Source organism: Roseibium sp. AWQ4_290 (genome assembly GCF_056160985.1).
In genome coordinates, this window is sequence record NZ_JBSWYG010000015.1 from 73,636 (window position 1) to 88,524 (window position 14,889).

14 protein-coding genes are annotated in these 14,889 nt (G+C 60.9%); 8 read left to right on the forward strand and 6 right to left on the reverse strand.

Translation table 11 applies throughout. The features are described 5' to 3' along the window. Positions 1–50: 50 nt before the first annotated feature. From ACXAH0_RS16025 to ACXAH0_RS16060, 8 genes are all read left to right on the forward strand, one after another. The gene (locus ACXAH0_RS16025; protein ID WP_475182584.1) at positions 51–944 is read left to right on the forward strand and encodes a carbohydrate ABC transporter permease; all 894 of its coding nucleotides are present in this window, start codon (positions 51–53) and stop codon (positions 942–944) included. An 88-nt stretch (positions 945–1,032) separates the two neighbouring features. Next, a complete protein-coding gene (locus tag ACXAH0_RS16030; protein ID WP_475192958.1) occupies positions 1,033–1,860 on the forward strand; it encodes a carbohydrate ABC transporter permease in 828 nt (275 codons plus the stop codon). 83 nt (positions 1,861–1,943) lie between these two features. Next, a complete protein-coding gene (locus tag ACXAH0_RS16035) occupies positions 1,944–3,032 on the forward strand; it encodes an ABC transporter ATP-binding protein (protein WP_475192963.1) in 1,089 nt (362 codons plus the stop codon). Between the two features lie 31 nt (positions 3,033–3,063). Beyond that, the gene (locus ACXAH0_RS16040; protein ID WP_475182580.1) at positions 3,064–3,810 is read left to right on the forward strand and encodes a sugar phosphate isomerase/epimerase family protein; all 747 of its coding nucleotides are present in this window, start codon (positions 3,064–3,066) and stop codon (positions 3,808–3,810) included. A gap of 9 nt (positions 3,811–3,819) precedes the next feature. After that, the gene (locus tag ACXAH0_RS16045) at positions 3,820–4,956 is read left to right on the forward strand and encodes a Gfo/Idh/MocA family protein (RefSeq protein WP_475192774.1); all 1,137 of its coding nucleotides are present in this window, start codon (positions 3,820–3,822) and stop codon (positions 4,954–4,956) included. Next, positions 4,953–5,996, forward strand: a complete 1,044-nt coding sequence (gene mgrA, locus ACXAH0_RS16050; RefSeq protein ID WP_475192775.1) for an L-glyceraldehyde 3-phosphate reductase — start codon at positions 4,953–4,955, stop codon at positions 5,994–5,996. Before ACXAH0_RS16045 ends, mgrA begins: the two co-directional genes overlap by 4 nt. Next, a complete protein-coding gene (locus ACXAH0_RS16055) occupies positions 5,996–7,591 on the forward strand; it encodes a glycoside hydrolase family 43 protein (protein ID WP_475192777.1) in 1,596 nt (531 codons plus the stop codon). The genes mgrA and ACXAH0_RS16055 overlap by 1 nt, the downstream gene beginning before the upstream one ends. Positions 7,592–7,635: 44 nt before the next feature. Beyond that, positions 7,636–8,691 (forward strand): sugar phosphate isomerase/epimerase family protein, encoded by a 1,056-nt coding sequence (locus tag ACXAH0_RS16060; protein WP_475182566.1) that lies wholly within the window; start codon positions 7,636–7,638, stop codon positions 8,689–8,691. Positions 8,692–8,961: 270 nt separating this feature from the next. Here ACXAH0_RS16060 and ACXAH0_RS16065 read toward each other — a convergent pair whose 3' ends face one another. The 6 genes from ACXAH0_RS16065 to ACXAH0_RS16090 form a co-directional block, all read right to left on the reverse strand. Then, positions 8,962–10,086, reverse strand: a complete 1,125-nt coding sequence (locus ACXAH0_RS16065) for an enolase C-terminal domain-like protein (RefSeq protein WP_475192779.1) — start codon at positions 10,084–10,086, stop codon at positions 8,962–8,964. A gap of 60 nt (positions 10,087–10,146) precedes the next feature. After that, on the reverse strand, positions 10,147–10,581 hold the full coding sequence (locus tag ACXAH0_RS16070) for a universal stress protein (protein WP_475182559.1): 435 nt from the start codon (positions 10,579–10,581) through the stop codon (positions 10,147–10,149). A 71-nt stretch (positions 10,582–10,652) separates the two neighbouring features. Continuing rightward, on the reverse strand, positions 10,653–11,966 hold the full coding sequence (locus ACXAH0_RS16075) for a TRAP transporter large permease (RefSeq protein ID WP_475182556.1): 1,314 nt from the start codon (positions 11,964–11,966) through the stop codon (positions 10,653–10,655). 4 nt (positions 11,967–11,970) lie between these two features. Beyond that, complete coding sequence (locus ACXAH0_RS16080; RefSeq protein ID WP_475182551.1) at positions 11,971–12,498, reverse strand: TRAP transporter small permease; 528 nt, start codon at positions 12,496–12,498, stop codon at positions 11,971–11,973. A gap of 69 nt (positions 12,499–12,567) precedes the next feature. After that, positions 12,568–13,566: a TRAP transporter substrate-binding protein gene (locus tag ACXAH0_RS16085; RefSeq protein WP_475182546.1), complete on the reverse strand. Its 999-nt coding sequence runs from the start codon at positions 13,564–13,566 to the stop codon at positions 12,568–12,570. Between the two features lie 66 nt (positions 13,567–13,632). Beyond that, a complete protein-coding gene (locus ACXAH0_RS16090) occupies positions 13,633–14,886 on the reverse strand; it encodes an NAD(P)/FAD-dependent oxidoreductase (protein WP_475192780.1) in 1,254 nt (417 codons plus the stop codon). Positions 14,887–14,889 lie beyond the last annotated feature (3 nt).

A 14,889-nucleotide genomic window follows, 5' to 3' on the forward strand; every position in this document is an offset into this window, starting at 1 on the left:
GGGCCCGGAGGGCTCTGCGGTTTTTCTCTCCCTTCTTCAGGACGTAGCAGATGGCGACCGCAAACCGCCCGTTTCAGCCGTTCCGGAACCTGAATGCCAAGATCGCCTCAATCCCCATGGTGCTGACCGCACTGGTGATCTTTGTCGGGTGTACGGCCTGGACGATCTTCTATTCGTTTACCAATTCAAAGCTGCTGCCAAAGGCCAAGTTCGTCGGCTTCGACCAGTATGAACGGCTTTGGGGCGCCCGCCGCTGGCTGGTGTCCATCGAAAACCTTCTCATCTATGGCAGCCTGTCCCTGATCTTCTCCCTGGTGATCGGCTTTCTTCTGGCCGCCCTTCTGGACCAGAAGATCCGGTTCGAGGACACGTTCAGAACAATCATGCTCTACCCCTTTGCCCTGTCCTTCATTGTCACAGGGCTGGTCTGGCAATGGCTGCTCAATCCGGATCTCGGCATCCAGAACGTTGTGCGGGGCCTTGGTTGGGAAAGCTTCAGTTTCGACCCGCTCTACAATGCCGACATTGTCATTTACGGGGTTCTGATTGCCGGCCTATGGCAGGGCACGGGCTTGGTCATGTGCCTGATGCTGGCGGGGCTGCGCGGCATTGACGAGGACATCTGGAAGGCGGCCCGGGTCGACGGCATTCCCATGTGGAAGACCTATCTTTTCATTGTCATTCCGATGATGCGGCCGGTCTTCATCACCACCATCGTCATCATCACTTCCGGCATTGTGCGGGTCTATGATCTGGTGGTGGCCCAGACGGGCGGCGGGCCGGGCATCGCCTCGGAAGTGCCCGCCAAATATGTCTATGACTACATGTTCCAGTCGCAAAATCTCGGCCAGGGTTTTGCCGCCTCCAGCATCATGCTGCTGACGGTCGCCATCATCGTCATTCCCTGGGCCTATCTGGAATTCGGAGGGAAGCGCCGTGCTTAAGACCACGACCGAACCCGGAGCGTCCACGATCTATGTGCAAGGTCCGCGCGGGCAGCGGCCAAAACCCGTTCTGTCCCGCCGCAACATCATGCTCTACGGCACACTGATGGTGATCAGCCTCTACTATCTGCTGCCGCTTTACGTGATGGTTGTGACCTCATTGAAGGGCATGCCGGAAATCCGCCTTGGCAACATTTTCGCCCCGCCGCTCGAAATCACCTTCGAACCCTGGGTCAAAGCCTGGGCGGAGGCCTGCACAGGGCTCAATTGCGACGGCCTCAGCCGGGGGTTCTGGAACTCGGTCCAGATCACCATTCCTTCCGTGCTGATGTCCATCGCCATTGCCTCGGTCAACGGCTATGCGCTGGCCAACTGGCGCTTCCGCGGATCGGAAGTGTTCTTCACCATTCTCATCTTCGGGAGTTTCATTCCTTATCAGGTGATGATCTACCCGATCGTGATCGTGCTCCGGGAGATCGGCGTCTATGGCTCGCTGAGCGGACTGGTGATCGTGCACACGATCTTCGGCATGCCGATCCTGACGCTGCTGTTCCGCAACTATTTTGTTTCAGTTCCCGAGGAACTGTTCAAGGCGGCCCGGGTCGACGGGGCCGGGTTCTGGGGCATTTATTTCCGCATCATGCTGCCCATGAGCCTGCCCATCTTCGTGGTGGCGGTCATCTTGCAGATCACCGGGATCTGGAACGACTTCCTCTTTGGTGTCGTCTACACCAAACCGGACACCTACCCGATGACGGTGCAACTCAACAACATCGTCAACTCGGTCCAGGGCGTGAAGGAATACAACGTCAACATGGCCGCAACGATCCTGACCGGCCTTGTCCCGCTGCTGGTCTATTTCGTCTCCGGTAAACTCTTTGTGCGCGGCATCGCCGCAGGCGCTGTGAAAGGCTGAGCCCCATGCAACCGACAACCGCATCTGTTCCCGCCCCTCAAGACACCGAAGAGCCGGTGAACACGAGCGCAGCCGGGCAGGCTCTGACACCCAGCATCTCGATCAACAACCTGTGCCTGAGTTTCGGTGCCCTGGAGGTGCTCAAGGATCTCAGTCTGGATGTGCACCAGGGAGAGTTCCTGGTCCTGCTCGGCTCCTCCGGCTGCGGCAAGTCCACTTTGCTGAACTGCATTGCCGGACTTCTGGACATCACCGACGGCCAGATCTTCATCGGCGGCCGCAATGTCACCTGGGAGGAGCCGGCCAAGCGCGGTATCGGCATGGTCTTTCAAAGCTATGCCCTTTATCCGCAAATGACTGTGGCAGGGAACCTGAGTTTCGGCCTGAAAAATGCCGGTCTGCCCAAATCGGAGATCAAGGAGCGGGTGGCGCGTGCGGCCAAAATTCTGCAGATCGAACCGCTCCTGAACCGCAAGCCTGCGGCCCTGTCCGGCGGACAGCGCCAGAGGGCCGCCATCGGCCGGGCCCTTGTGCGCGATGCCGATGTCTTTCTCTTTGATGAGCCGCTGTCCAATCTGGACGCCAAACTGCGGGCGGATCTGAGGGTCGAGATCAAGCAGCTGCACCAGAAGCTGAGCAACACCATGATCTACGTCACCCATGATCAGGTCGAAGCGATGACCCTGGCCGACCGGATCGCCATCATGCGCGGCGGCCAGATCCTGCAGCTCGCCCCCCCGAAAGAGATCTACAACCACCCGGCCAGCAAATATGTTGCCGAATTCATAGGGTCCCCGACCATGAATTTCTTCGACGGCTCGGTGACCGGCGGAGACGCACCGCGCTTTCTGAGCGGACCGCATGACTTCGCCCTGACCGGTTATGCCTTCAAGACCGGCAAAGCCCTGCCGGGAGACGCCTGGCTCGGCATCCGGCCGGAACACATGGTGACCGGCGCAGAGGCGGACACCGCCCCGGTCCGCCTGTCCGGCAAAGTTGTTCTGGTCGACCCGCTCGGCTCCGACACCCTGGCCCAGGTGGCTCTTTCAGACCGCTCTGTCTGGGTGCGCCTGGACGGGCAGGCCAATGTCGCGCCCGGTGACACCCTTCAGGTCGGTTTCGAACCGGCCCGTGCCAATCTCTTCAGCAAATCCGGTGAAGACCGGATCTGATCGTCTTCCTCCAACCTTCAGGACATCAGTCATGGACGTTTCCTTTCAGCTCTATTCCGCCCGCAACTTTGCCCCATGGGACGGGGTGATCGCCTATCTGGCCAAGACCGGCTACACCCAGGTCGAGGGCTTCGGCGGCAACTACGAAGACCCGGCCGCCTTCCGCAGCCTGCTGGATGAGCACGGGCTGACCATGCCGTCGGGCCATTTCTTCCCGCTGGCCCAGTTTGAAGACGACCCGGACACGGTTCTGGCCACCGCCAGGACCCTTGGCATGGAACGCCTGTTCTGCCCGGCCTTGCCACCGGAAGAGCGGGTGGCCGATCCGGACGCCTGGGTGGCCGTTGGCAAGCGGCTGGAGGCCATCGGCGCACGGGTGCGGGACGCCGGCCTGCGCTTTGGCTGGCACAATCACGATTTTGAGTTTGCCGCCTGCTCAGACGGCCGCCTGCCGATGGACATTCTGCTGGACAGCGCCCCGTCCATTGAATGGGAGGCCGATATTGCCTGGATCGTACGCGGCGGACAGGACCCGATTGCCTGGATCGAACGCTATCAGGAGCGCATCACCACCGCCCATGTGAAGGACATTGCCCCGGACGGCCAATGTGCGGATGAGGATGGCTGGGCCGATGTGGGCCACGGGGTCATGGACTGGAGCGGCATCATGGCGGCCCTTCAGAAGGCCGGTGTCGATCTGTTCGTGATGGAACACGACAATCCGTCCGATTTCGAACGCTTCGCCCGCCGCTCCCTGGCAACGCTCAAGACATTCTGAGGACACACCATGACGGAGAAACTCGGTATCGGCATTCTTGGATGCGGCAACATCTCGGCGGCCTATATGCGCCTTGCACCGCTGTTCCGCGGCATTGAGGTGCGCGCCTGCGCCGATCTCAACCCGGATGCCGCCAAATCCCGTGCTGAAGAATTCAATCTGCGGGCAGAGACGGTGGACGGGCTGCTGGCAGCACAGGATATTGACATCATCGTCAATCTCACCGTTCCGGCGGCCCATTTTGAGGTGTCCCGGAACATCCTGACAGCCGGAAAGCACGTCTATTCCGAAAAGCCGTTTGTGCTGAGCGTGAACGAGGGCAAGGCGCTTGCGGCCCAGGCTTCGGAAATGGGTCTTCGGGTCGGGTCCGCCCCCGACACGTTCCTGGGCGGCGCCCACCAGCTGGCCCGCCAGCTGATCGATGACGGCTCTGTCGGCAAGGTGACCTCTGGCACCTGTTTCGTGCAGAGCCCGGGTATGGAAATGTGGCATCCCAATCCGGACTTCTTCTTCCAGCCCGGCGGCGGCCCGGTCCTTGATCTCGGCCCCTATTACGTTTCCAATCTGGTGCAGCTTCTGGGCCCTGTGAAGCGGGTGACGGCCATGAGTTCGTCCGGATCGGAGTACCGCACGATCACCTCTGAGCCGCGCTATGGCGAGAAGATCAAGGTCGAGACCCCAACCACGATCCACGCCATCCTGCAATTCCATTCCGGTGCCCAGGTGACCTATTGCGCCAGCTGGGATGTGTGGCAGCACGGCCATTCCAACATGGAGCTTTACGGCCAGGCAGGCACCTTGCATGTGCCCGACCCCAATTTCTTCGGCGGTGAGGTGCGCATGACCGAGCTGGCCGGGTTTGTGAATGTGTCCCGGAACTGGGATCACCCGTTCTCCAAGGTCAATGACAGGGGCCATGCGAACTACCGCACCGCCGGGCTCGCGGATATGGCGCTTGCAATTCTGGAAAACCGGCCGCACCGGTGTTCCTGCGAGTTCTCCTTGCATGTTGTGGACGTGATGACCGCCATTCTGGCCTCCGGGGAGACCGGCAACGGTGTGGACATCGGCACGACCTGCGACCGGCCGGCCGCCCTGGATCCACAGGCGGCCAAGAGCCTTCTGGCCCCGGTGGAGAGCGCATGACCTGGCACGCCGCATCTTCCCGCTATGATCATATGGAGTACCGACGCTGCGGACGGTCCGGCCTGAAACTGCCGGCCGTCTCGCTGGGTCTGTGGCACAATTTCGGGGACGACACGCCCCATGCGCGGAAGCTGGAAATTGCGCGCACGGCCTTTGACCTCGGTATCACCCATTTCGACCTGGCCAACAATTACGGGCCGAAACCGGGGGCGGCAGAGACCGCCTTCGGCGACATGCTGAAACGGGACTTCAAGCCCTACAGGGACGAGATGATCATCTCGTCCAAGGCGGGGTATCTGATGTGGCCCGGACCTTACGGTGAATGGGGCAGCCGCAAATATCTGATTGCGTCCTGTGACCAGTCCCTGAAACGGATGGGTCTGGACTATGTCGATATCTTCTATTCCCACCGCTATGATCCGCAGACGCCGCTGGAAGAAACCATGATGGCGCTCGACCATATCGTCCGCTCCGGCCGGGCGCTTTATGTGGGCCTGTCGTCCTACAATTCCAAACGGACCCGGGAAGCAGCCGAGATCCTGAAGGAACTGGGCACCCCCTGCCTCATTCATCAACCGAGCTATTCCATGCTCAACCGCTGGGTGGAGGAGGACGGGCTTCTGGACACGCTGGATGATTTGGGCATCGGCTCCATTGCCTTTACCCCGCTCGCTCAGGGCATGCTGACCAGCAAATATCTGAACGGCATTCCAGAGGGCAGCCGCGCCACCCAGGGCAAGTCTCTGAAAAACGAGTTCCTGACCGAAGACACCCTTGCCGCGATCCGGGGCCTGAATGCCATAGCCGAACGGCGCGGGCAGACCCTGGCCCAGATGGCTCTTGCCTGGGTCCTTCGCAACGGCCGGGTGAGCACGGCCCTGATCGGCGCCAGCCGGGCCGAACAGGTGCGCGACTGCGCGGCTGTGGTCAACAATATGGACTTCACCGAAGCGGAGCTTCAGGAGATCGAGGCCACCACCGTGGACGCCAATATCAACCTGTGGGCTGCCTCTTCGGAACGCACGGGGCCGTCGCGCTGATGATCCGCAATCCGATCCTGCCGGGCTTCAATCCGGACCCGTCCATCTGCCGGAAGGGCGATGAGTATTTCATCGCGACCTCCACATTCGAGTGGTATCCAGGGGTTCAGATCCACCGTTCAAAGGATCTCGTCAACTGGGACCTTGCCTGCCGGCCGCTGTCACGGGCCAGCCAGCTGGACATGCGCGGCAACCCGGATAGCGGCGGGGTCTGGGCGCCCTGCCTGAGCTATGCGGATGGGCGGTTCTGGCTGGTCTATACGGATGTCAAACGGCTGGACGGCAATTTCAAGGACGCACATAACTACATCGTCTCTGCCCCTGACATTGACGGCCCCTGGAGTGATCCCCTCTATGTATCCTCCCACGGCTTTGACCCGTCCCTGTTCCACGATGACGACGGCCGTAAATGGTACATGGTCCTGCAATGGAACCATGTGTCGAATTCCGTCGGCGGCAAACCCCGGACGTCCGCCTTTGACGGCATTTTGCTGCAGGAGTGGTCGGAAACAGAGGGGCTGATCGGGCAACCGAAAAAGATCTTTTCCGGCAGCGCTCTCGGCCTGACCGAGGGACCGCATCTTCATAAGCGCAACGGCTGGTACTATCTGACCGTGGCCGAAGGCGGCACAGGCTATGGCCATGCGGTGACCATGGCCCGTTCCCGGTCGATTGACGGGCCCTATGACTTGCACCCGCAAACCCATCTGATCACCGCCAGGGACCGGGAGGACTGGCCGCTTCAACGGGCCGGTCACGGCCAGATCATCGAGACACCCGAGGGCGCAGTCTATCACACCCACTTGTGCTCCCGGCCCCTGCCCGGCCGGTTCTCGCCGCTCGGGCGCGAAACCGCCCTTCAAAAGTGCGTCTGGAAAGACGATGACTGGCTCTATCTGGAGAGCGGCGGCACATTGCCGCAAATGGAGGTGCCCGCCCCGTCCGGGGCTCAGCCCCGGCCGCCGAAAAAAATCGTGCGCCGGTTTGAGGACAAGATCCTGCCGCCGGAATTTCAGTGGCTGCGCACGCCGGAGCCCTCGCGGCTCTTTTCCCTCACCGGCTCGGCCCTGCGCCTGACCGGACGCGAAAGCGTCGGCAGCTGGTATGAACAGGCACTGGTTGCCCGCCGCCAGGAGCATCTGGCCTACCGGGCCGAAACACTGCTCACAGCCTTTGAGCCGGACACCTATCAGCAGGCGGCAGGCCTTGTGACCTATTACAACCGGCACAAGTTTCACGGACTTGTCGTGAGTTGCACGGAAGAGACCGGGCGCTGCCTGATGCTGCTGTCCTGTCCCGGCGTCTGGCCGGACAGCCGGATGGAATATCCTGCAGATCATATCCCGGTCAGCGAGGGTCCGGTCGAGCTGGCCGTTGAGGTGGACGGAGCCAGCCAGCAGTTTTTCTGGCGCCAGGAGGGCAGCTGGCTGGCCGCCGGCCCGGCGCTTGATGCCAGCGTGATTTCAGATGAGGGTGGCCGTGGGGAACACGGCTCCTTTACCGGCGCTTTTGTCGGCATGCTGGCATTTGATGTGACAGGTCGCGGCAAGACGGCCGATTTCCTCAGATTTACATATGCGCCTTCCGGAACCTGACCGGCTTTGCCGCCGCTCTTTCCAAGGACAACAGGGAGACACCCATGGCTGGACTGATCAAAGGCCCCGCAATTTTCCTCGCCCAGTTCGGCGGCGACGACGCCCCGTTCAACACCCTGCCCTCCATTGCAGAATGGGCGGCCGGTCTTGGCTATAAAGGCATCCAGATCCCCACCTTCGACAGCCGCCTGTTTGATCTCGACAAGGCTGCAGACAGCCAGACCTATTGCGACGAGGTCAAGGGTATCTGCGCGGATGCGGGCGTGGAGATCACCGAATTGTCGACCCACCTCCAGGGCCAGCTTGTTGCCGTTCATCCGGCTTATGACCTTGCCTTTGACGGCTTTGCCCCGGCCTCTGTTCACGGCAACCCGCAGGCCCGTCAGGAATGGGCTGTCAGCCAGATGAAAAAGGCCGCCGTAGCGAGCCGGAACCTGGGCCTCGATGCGTCGGTCAGCTTTACCGGCTCGCTCGCCTTTCCCTATCTCTACCCCTGGCCCCAGCGTCCGGCCGGGCTGATCGAAGAAGCTTTTGCGGAACTGGCCCGGCGCTGGAAGCCGATCCTCGATGTCTATGAAGACAACGGGGTTGATGTCGGCTACGAGATCCATCCGGGGGAAGACGTTTTTGACGGGGCGACCTTCGAGATGTTCCTGGAGGCCCTTGGAGGACACAAGCGATGCCAGATCAACTATGATCCGTCCCATTTCCTGCTGCAGCAGCTCGACTATCTGGCTTTTATCGACATCTATCACGAGCGCATCTGCGCCTATCATGTGAAGGATGCGGAGTTTAATCCCGATGGCCGCCAGGGGGTTTATTCCGGCTATCAGGGCTGGGTGAACAGGGCCGGACGGTTCCGCTCCCTCGGCGACGGGCAGGTCGATTTCTCCGCGATTTTCTCCAAGCTCGCCCAATATGGTTATGACAGCTGGGCCGTTCTGGAATGGGAATGCTGCCTGAAGTCCCCGGAACAGGGCGCAGCCGAAGGTGCACCTTTCATCGAGAGCCACATTATTGAAGTCACCGACAAGGCCTTTGACGATTTTGCCGGCGGCGAGACGGACCGAGACCAGATCCGCAAAATGCTGGGCCTTTAGAGCGCCTCGGGCGATAAGTCTGCACAACGTAAGTGAGCCCGGAGCCAGATCGCCCTCCAGCCCCTCCCCACAAGGGGCTGGAAGGCCAGAGAGAGAGTGGTTTTCTTCAAGAAAAGTTCGCTCTCTCTGCTTTTGCTGAATGAAGGTCAGACCCTTTGAAAGGGTGATCTAGCGCAAATTGCGCGTCATCGGAGTTGCCGTGCCAAGCCTGACATCAGAGTTTTCAACGCAAAAGACAAAAAACTTGAAACCGGATCGACGCGGCACGCCCTAAACCAAAGGCTCCGTGACCGCATATTTCGCAAGCTTGTCCGGATCGACCTCAACGCCGAGCCCTGGACCTTCGGGCACATGGACCCGCCCGTTCCGGACTGGAAACGGCTCGGTGAGGATGTCGTCCTCGGCGTAATAGGTTGCCATATAGAACTCGCATTGAAGGATCAGGTCCGGAACGGCGGCCATCAGATGCGCACCTGCGGCATGGGCAAGACCGGTCTCGAACATGCAACCGCCGTAGATTTCGATCCCGGCCGCCCGGGCAATGGCCGCAACTTCCAGTGCGCGGCGGATCCCGCCGGATTTCATGATCTTCAGGGAAAAAATATCTGCCAGCCGGATCTGCGCCCCATAAAGCGCCCCTTTCGGGTCAAAGACACTTTCATCCGCCATGACCGGTGTATCGATCACCCGGCTGATATGGGCCAGCGCCTCGCGCTCGTGCATCTTGACCGGCTGCTCGACAAAGGTGGGACGGAACGCTTCCAGATCCTTGATACGCCGGACCGCATCATAGGCGGGCAAGCCCTGATTGTAGTCGATGCGCAGATCCGCCTCCTCCCCATAGATGCCGCGCATTTTCTCCAAGCGCATCAGATCGAAGCGGTGATCCTTGAAGCCGGTCTTGAACTTGAAGATCCGGACCCCGTCCGCCCACATGGCAGCCACATCTTCCAGATCCTTGCCGAAATCCGGATTGGCGATGGAAAAGCTCATGCCCATGTCATCACGCATCCGCCCGCCAGCCAATTCGCAGACGGAAAGGCCGGTGATCTTGCCGGTGATATCAAGAAGGGCCATTTCCAGGCTGGCCTTGGCTTCCGGATGCCCGACCAGAACCTTGTCAGCCATGGTCATGTGCTTTTCCACCTGCACCGGGTCCTGGCCAATGAGATGGGGCCGCAAATGCACATGAAGGGCGGCCGCACAGCCCTCCGCAGTGCCGGTGAAGACCGGCCAGGGCGAGGCCTCTCCCCAGCCGGTCAGGCCGGTATCGGTGGTAACTTCCAGAACCGCCACGTGAATGCCAGCCACATCACCGCTGCCATGGGAATGCACGGCCCTGGCCGGAATTTCGATCCGGTGGACCCGGAGGGTTTCAATTTTATGGTCGCTCACGGGAGGCTCCGAACATGACAAAAGAAAAGGGTGAGCCGCGCAACCCTGCCGGTTGGGGCCTCAAGACGGGCGGACGACCAGAACGCTGCAGGAGGCAAAACGGGACACCCGGGCAGCATTTGGCCCGATAAAGAGGTCCTTCACACTTGGACGGCTGGCTCCGATGACGATAAACCGGGCCGAAAGCGCATCCGCATGGCCGATCAGCTTTTCATAGACCCCGCCACGCAGCACTTCGGTTTTGTGGGGCACGCTGCCCCAGTCGAAGTCGGCCGCATAGACCGAAAGATCCCGGCGGGCATCTATTTCGACCTGATTGCGCATGTCTTCGGGGATATAGGCCTGCACATAGGTGTTTTGCTCGTCGGGAATGACAAAGACGAGTTCAACCTCGGCCCCGTGGCTCTGGGCCAGCATGATGGCCTCCTGCACCACACAGGAATCCGCTTCCCTGTGATGCAGATCGACGGCCGCAATGATCTTGCAGGTTGCCATGATGCCCCCTTCAGGCTGTTTAAGAAGAAACGGGCCGGAGACGGACCCCCGGGCCCGCCACCAGCGCTCTGTCACCGCCCGGCCGCGTTGCGCATGCTCTCGGGCAGATAGGTCGCCAGTTCGGGAAAGCCGATCATCACAAAGACCATGAACACCATGATCAGGAAGAGCGGCAGTGCGGTTTTGGCGATATAGCCCATCTCGTGCTTGGTGATCCCCTGCATGACGAAGAGATTGAACCCGATGGGCGGGGTGATCTGTGCCATTTCCACCACGATCACGATGAAGATCCCGAACCAGATCATGTCGATCCCGGCGCCTGCCACCATGGGCTGGACAATGGCCATGGTGAGCACAACCGAGGAGATGCCGTCCAGGAACATGCCCAGAATGATGTAGAACACCATCAGCGCCATCAGCAGCGAGAACCGGGAGAGCTGCAGGCTCTCGATATATTCGGCAAGCGCTCTGGGCAGACCGGTAAAGCCCATGGCCAGCGTCAGGGCGATGGCGCCCATCAGGATCAGGGCGATCATGGCGGAGGTGCGCGTTGCGCCCAGAAGACTGTCCAAAAAGGTGTCCCAGGTCAGGGACCCTTGCACGGCGGCCAGCACAAAAGCCCCGATTACCCCGATGGACGCGGCTTCCGTCGCCGTGGCAAAGCCCAGATACATGGATCCGATCACGAACAGGATCAAAAGGATGATCGGGATCAGGAACCGGCTTTCCTTGATCTTCTCGCGAAAGGTCATGGGATTGGCAATCTTGGGCACTTCTGCCGGCCGCAGCACCGACCAGCCGGCCACATAGGCCATGAACAGCCCGGCCAGCACAATGCCCGGCAGGATGCCCGCCATGAAGAGCTTGGAGATCGACTGTTCCACGGCCACCCCGTAGACGATCAGAGTCAGGGAGGGCGGGATCATCAGGCCCAGGGTTGCCGCGCCCGTCAATGTGCCGATGGTCATATATTCCGGATAGCCGCGCTTGCGCAGCTCCGGGATCGACATCTTGCCCACAGTGGTCAAGGTGGCGGCGGAAGATCCGGAAACGGCGGCAAAAATGGTGCAGCCGACAATGTTCACATGGACCAGCCCGCCGGGCAGGCGCTGCATCCAGGGACTGAGCCCCCGGAACATGTCCTGGGACAGCCGGCTTCGGAACAGGATTTCCCCCATCCAGATGAACAGCGGCAGGGCCGTGAGTGTCCAGCTGGAGGAACCGGTCCAGATGCGCGTCAGCATGGCATCGCCCGCCGGACGCGTGGTAAACATCTCAAGCCCGAGATAGGCAACCCCGAACAGGGCGAGGCCCACCCAGACCCCCGTTCCCAAAAGCAGGAACAGGACGAACAGGAAAATCGCAACCAGGTAGAACTGTTCCATCGTGTCACTCCCCGTGCGGGTTCATGCCGGCCGCCTTGATATTGTCGCGGCCGGTGAAAAGGGTGCAGATCAGATTGTCGAAGGCGCAGACTGCCAAAATCACCGTTCCTGCGGCCATGGACAGCTGCGGGATCCAGATCGGCCAGGCATCCTGCCCCTGACTGATGTCGTTGAACCGGTAGCTTTCATAGGTGAGCTTGATGGCATAATAGGCGAACAGGAAGGTGAGATAGCTGGCAATTCCCCAGCACCAAAGTTCCCCGAACTTCCGGTATCTGCCAAGCTTGGTCAGAAACAGATTGACACGGATATGGCTGCCGGAATTCAGCGCATAGGGCAAAGCCAGAAACGAGGCCGCCGCCATGCAATAGCCGGTGAAATCCGGCGCTCCGGTGATGATGCCCCCGCCCCAGCGCGCCACCATCTGGGAGGCGACGAAGAACAGGATCATGATGAGAAAAACCGCCCCGAGATATCCGGCGCCCTTGTAGAGCCCGTCAAGAATGGTGCGCAGCACCCGGAATATGGCCACTGCCGTCCCCCTTCCCATAAAAGAGTGTGCCCGGCGGAAACCGCCGGGCCATGCTTTGCCGGATGACGGTTATTTGGCCGCCTTGGCGGCCTTGGCCGCTTTGTAGGCGTCGACAATGGCCTTGCCTTCTTCGCCTGCGGATTCCAGCCATTCTGCGGTCATGGTTTCGCCAATCGCCTGCAGTTCGGCCGCCATGGTGTCACTGACGGGGCCGGTGGCCATGCCGTTCTTGGCCAACTCACCAACGGTGAATTCAGTGTACTGGATGGAGCGCCAGTCCCCGGCATATTCCGCCAGAGCCGCGCAGCCGTTGATGACATTCTTGGTGGCGTCATCAAGACCGTTCCAGCTGTCCATGTTCACCATCACGTAATTGCGCGGCATCCAGGCGTCAGCGGAATAGAAATGGGTCAGGCTTTCCCAGATCTTGCGGTCATAGCCGGTAGAGCCGGAGGAGACCATGCCCTGCGCGACGCCGGTGGCGAAGGCCTGGCTGATTTCAGCGGCTTCGATCTGAACCGGCTGCATGCCGGCCAACTCGGCCATGCGTGCGGAGGCGGTGTTGTAGGTGCGGAATTTCAGGCCCTTCACATCTTCCAGAGAGTTCACCTCCCGGTCGAAATAAAGCCCCTGGGCCGGCCACGGCACAGAATAGAGCAGGTGCAGGTTCTGGTCTGCCAGGATCTTGGTCAGCGGCTCCTTGGCAACTTCCCAAAGCGTCTCGGAATCCTCAAAGGACGTGGCCAGGAACGGCACGCTGTCAAAGCCGAAAATCGGGTTCTCGTTCTGGTGGCCTGACAAGAGCCGCTCGCCGATTGGCACCTGGCCGGTCTGGATTGCGCGCTTGATTTCCGAGCCCGCATAAAGAGAACCGCCCGGGTGCGTCTTGATTTCAAGGGCACCGCCCGTGCCCAGTGTTACGCATTCGGCAAATTTTTCGCCGGTGGCGGAGTGAAAATTGGTTGCCGAATAGGCCATGGGCATGTCCCAGGTTTCGGCGGAAACGGGGCCTGCTGTCAGCGTGGCAACAGCAACGCCGGTCATAAGTACTTTTGCAAATCCGGACATGGAAAACCTCCTGCTTTTGTCCCCTCGTGCCCCACTCCGGCGGGACACAGTCTTTTTCAGGCCAGCCTAGAACCGCTGCGGGTCATAGGCCGACAGGTCGATATTCTGCCGGTCCCCGGAAATGAGGCCCGCCAGGATACGGCCGGTCTTGGGTCCGGCCGTCAGGCCGATGTGATGGTGCCCGAACCCGGCATAGATGCCGGATGCCCTGATTTCTCCGATCAGTGGCAAACTGTCGGAAGGCGCTGGCCGGTGCCCCAGCCAGCTGTCTTCCTGTTCGAACATCAAACCCGGGAAGGTCTCCTGGACCTTCCGGCGCAGCAGATCAAAGGGCGCGCTGGATGCGGGCGCCTTCAATCCGCCGAATTCAACAACACCTGCGCAGCGCAGGCCATCCTTCATGGGGGTCGCGACGAATTTGCCGCTTGTGACCATCATGGGTGTGCCCGGCCCGTTTTCAGCCGACCGGAACACAATGTGATAGCCCCGCTCCGATTCCAGCGGCACCCGAAGCCCAAGTTTCGCCGCCAGGGGCTTTGACCAGACACCGGTGGCCAGGATGACCTTTGAGCAGGTCAGCTCCCCCCCGTCCGTGACAACGCCTTTCACCCGCCCGTCCGCCAGGGTCACGTCCTTGACCTCCGCTGTGACAAAGCGGGCGCCCAGCTTGCGGGCTTCCTGGGCCAGAGCGGCCACATAACGGCCCGGATCCCGGACATACCCATGGTCCTGCATGACGGCGAGCAGTTGCATGTCTTTCGACAGGTTCGGCTCATAGTCGCGCACCTCGCCGCCTTCCAGCAGGTCAGGCTCAAACCCGGCCTTGCGCCGGAGCATCCAGGTATAGTGATCCGCCTCAAAGGCCTGGCGGGTCGGATAGACAAAGCTGTAGTCGGAGGAGACCAGCCAGGCCTCCGCTTCGGTCCCGGAGGCAAGCGCTTCATGCTGGGACGGGGCATCGTAAAGGATCGGTGTCAGGCCTTGCGAAATCCGGCGTGTGTCCGCGTCATTGGCCTTTGCGAGGTATTTGAGGAGCCACGGCATCAGCCTGGGCAGATAGGACCAGCGCAGAAACAGCGGAAAATCCGGGTTCATGAGCATGCCCGGGCTCTTGGCAATCAGACCCGGCGCAGTGACCGGTGCCACCGAACAGGCCGCCAGGACCCCGGCATTGCCATAGGAGGTGGAGGCGGAGGTCCCCGGTTCGACCCGGTCGACCACAGTGACGTCCAAACCCGCCCGGCGCAGCCAGATTGCCGACGAAACACCGACAATCCCGGCGCCAATTACCACGACATTGGGGGCAGCGTCTCCGGCCATTCT

Excerpts from the sequence above, each read along its gene's own strand:
- ACXAH0_RS16070 (WP_475182559.1), bottom strand. The coding sequence starts at position 10,581 with ATGGCAACCTGCAAGATCATTGCGGCCGTCGATCTGCATCACAGGGAA.
- ACXAH0_RS16060 (WP_475182566.1), top strand. The coding sequence starts at position 7,636 with ATGGCTGGACTGATCAAAGGCCCCGCAATTTTCCTCGCCCAGTTCGGC.
- ACXAH0_RS16055 (WP_475192777.1), top strand. The coding sequence starts at position 5,996 with ATGATCCGCAATCCGATCCTGCCGGGCTTCAATCCGGACCCGTCCATC.
- ACXAH0_RS16085 (WP_475182546.1), bottom strand. The coding sequence starts at position 13,566 with ATGTCCGGATTTGCAAAAGTACTTATGACCGGCGTTGCTGTTGCCACG.
- mgrA (WP_475192775.1), top strand. The coding sequence starts at position 4,953 with ATGACCTGGCACGCCGCATCTTCCCGCTATGATCATATGGAGTACCGA.
- ACXAH0_RS16090 (WP_475192780.1), bottom strand. The coding sequence starts at position 14,886 with ATGGCCGGAGACGCTGCCCCCAATGTCGTGGTAATTGGCGCCGGGATT.
- ACXAH0_RS16040 (WP_475182580.1), top strand. The coding sequence starts at position 3,064 with ATGGACGTTTCCTTTCAGCTCTATTCCGCCCGCAACTTTGCCCCATGG.
- ACXAH0_RS16045 (WP_475192774.1), top strand. The coding sequence starts at position 3,820 with ATGACGGAGAAACTCGGTATCGGCATTCTTGGATGCGGCAACATCTCG.
- ACXAH0_RS16030 (WP_475192958.1), top strand. The coding sequence starts at position 1,033 with ATGCTCTACGGCACACTGATGGTGATCAGCCTCTACTATCTGCTGCCG.
- ACXAH0_RS16075 (WP_475182556.1), bottom strand. The coding sequence starts at position 11,966 with ATGGAACAGTTCTACCTGGTTGCGATTTTCCTGTTCGTCCTGTTCCTG.
- ACXAH0_RS16025 (WP_475182584.1), top strand. The coding sequence starts at position 51 with ATGGCGACCGCAAACCGCCCGTTTCAGCCGTTCCGGAACCTGAATGCC.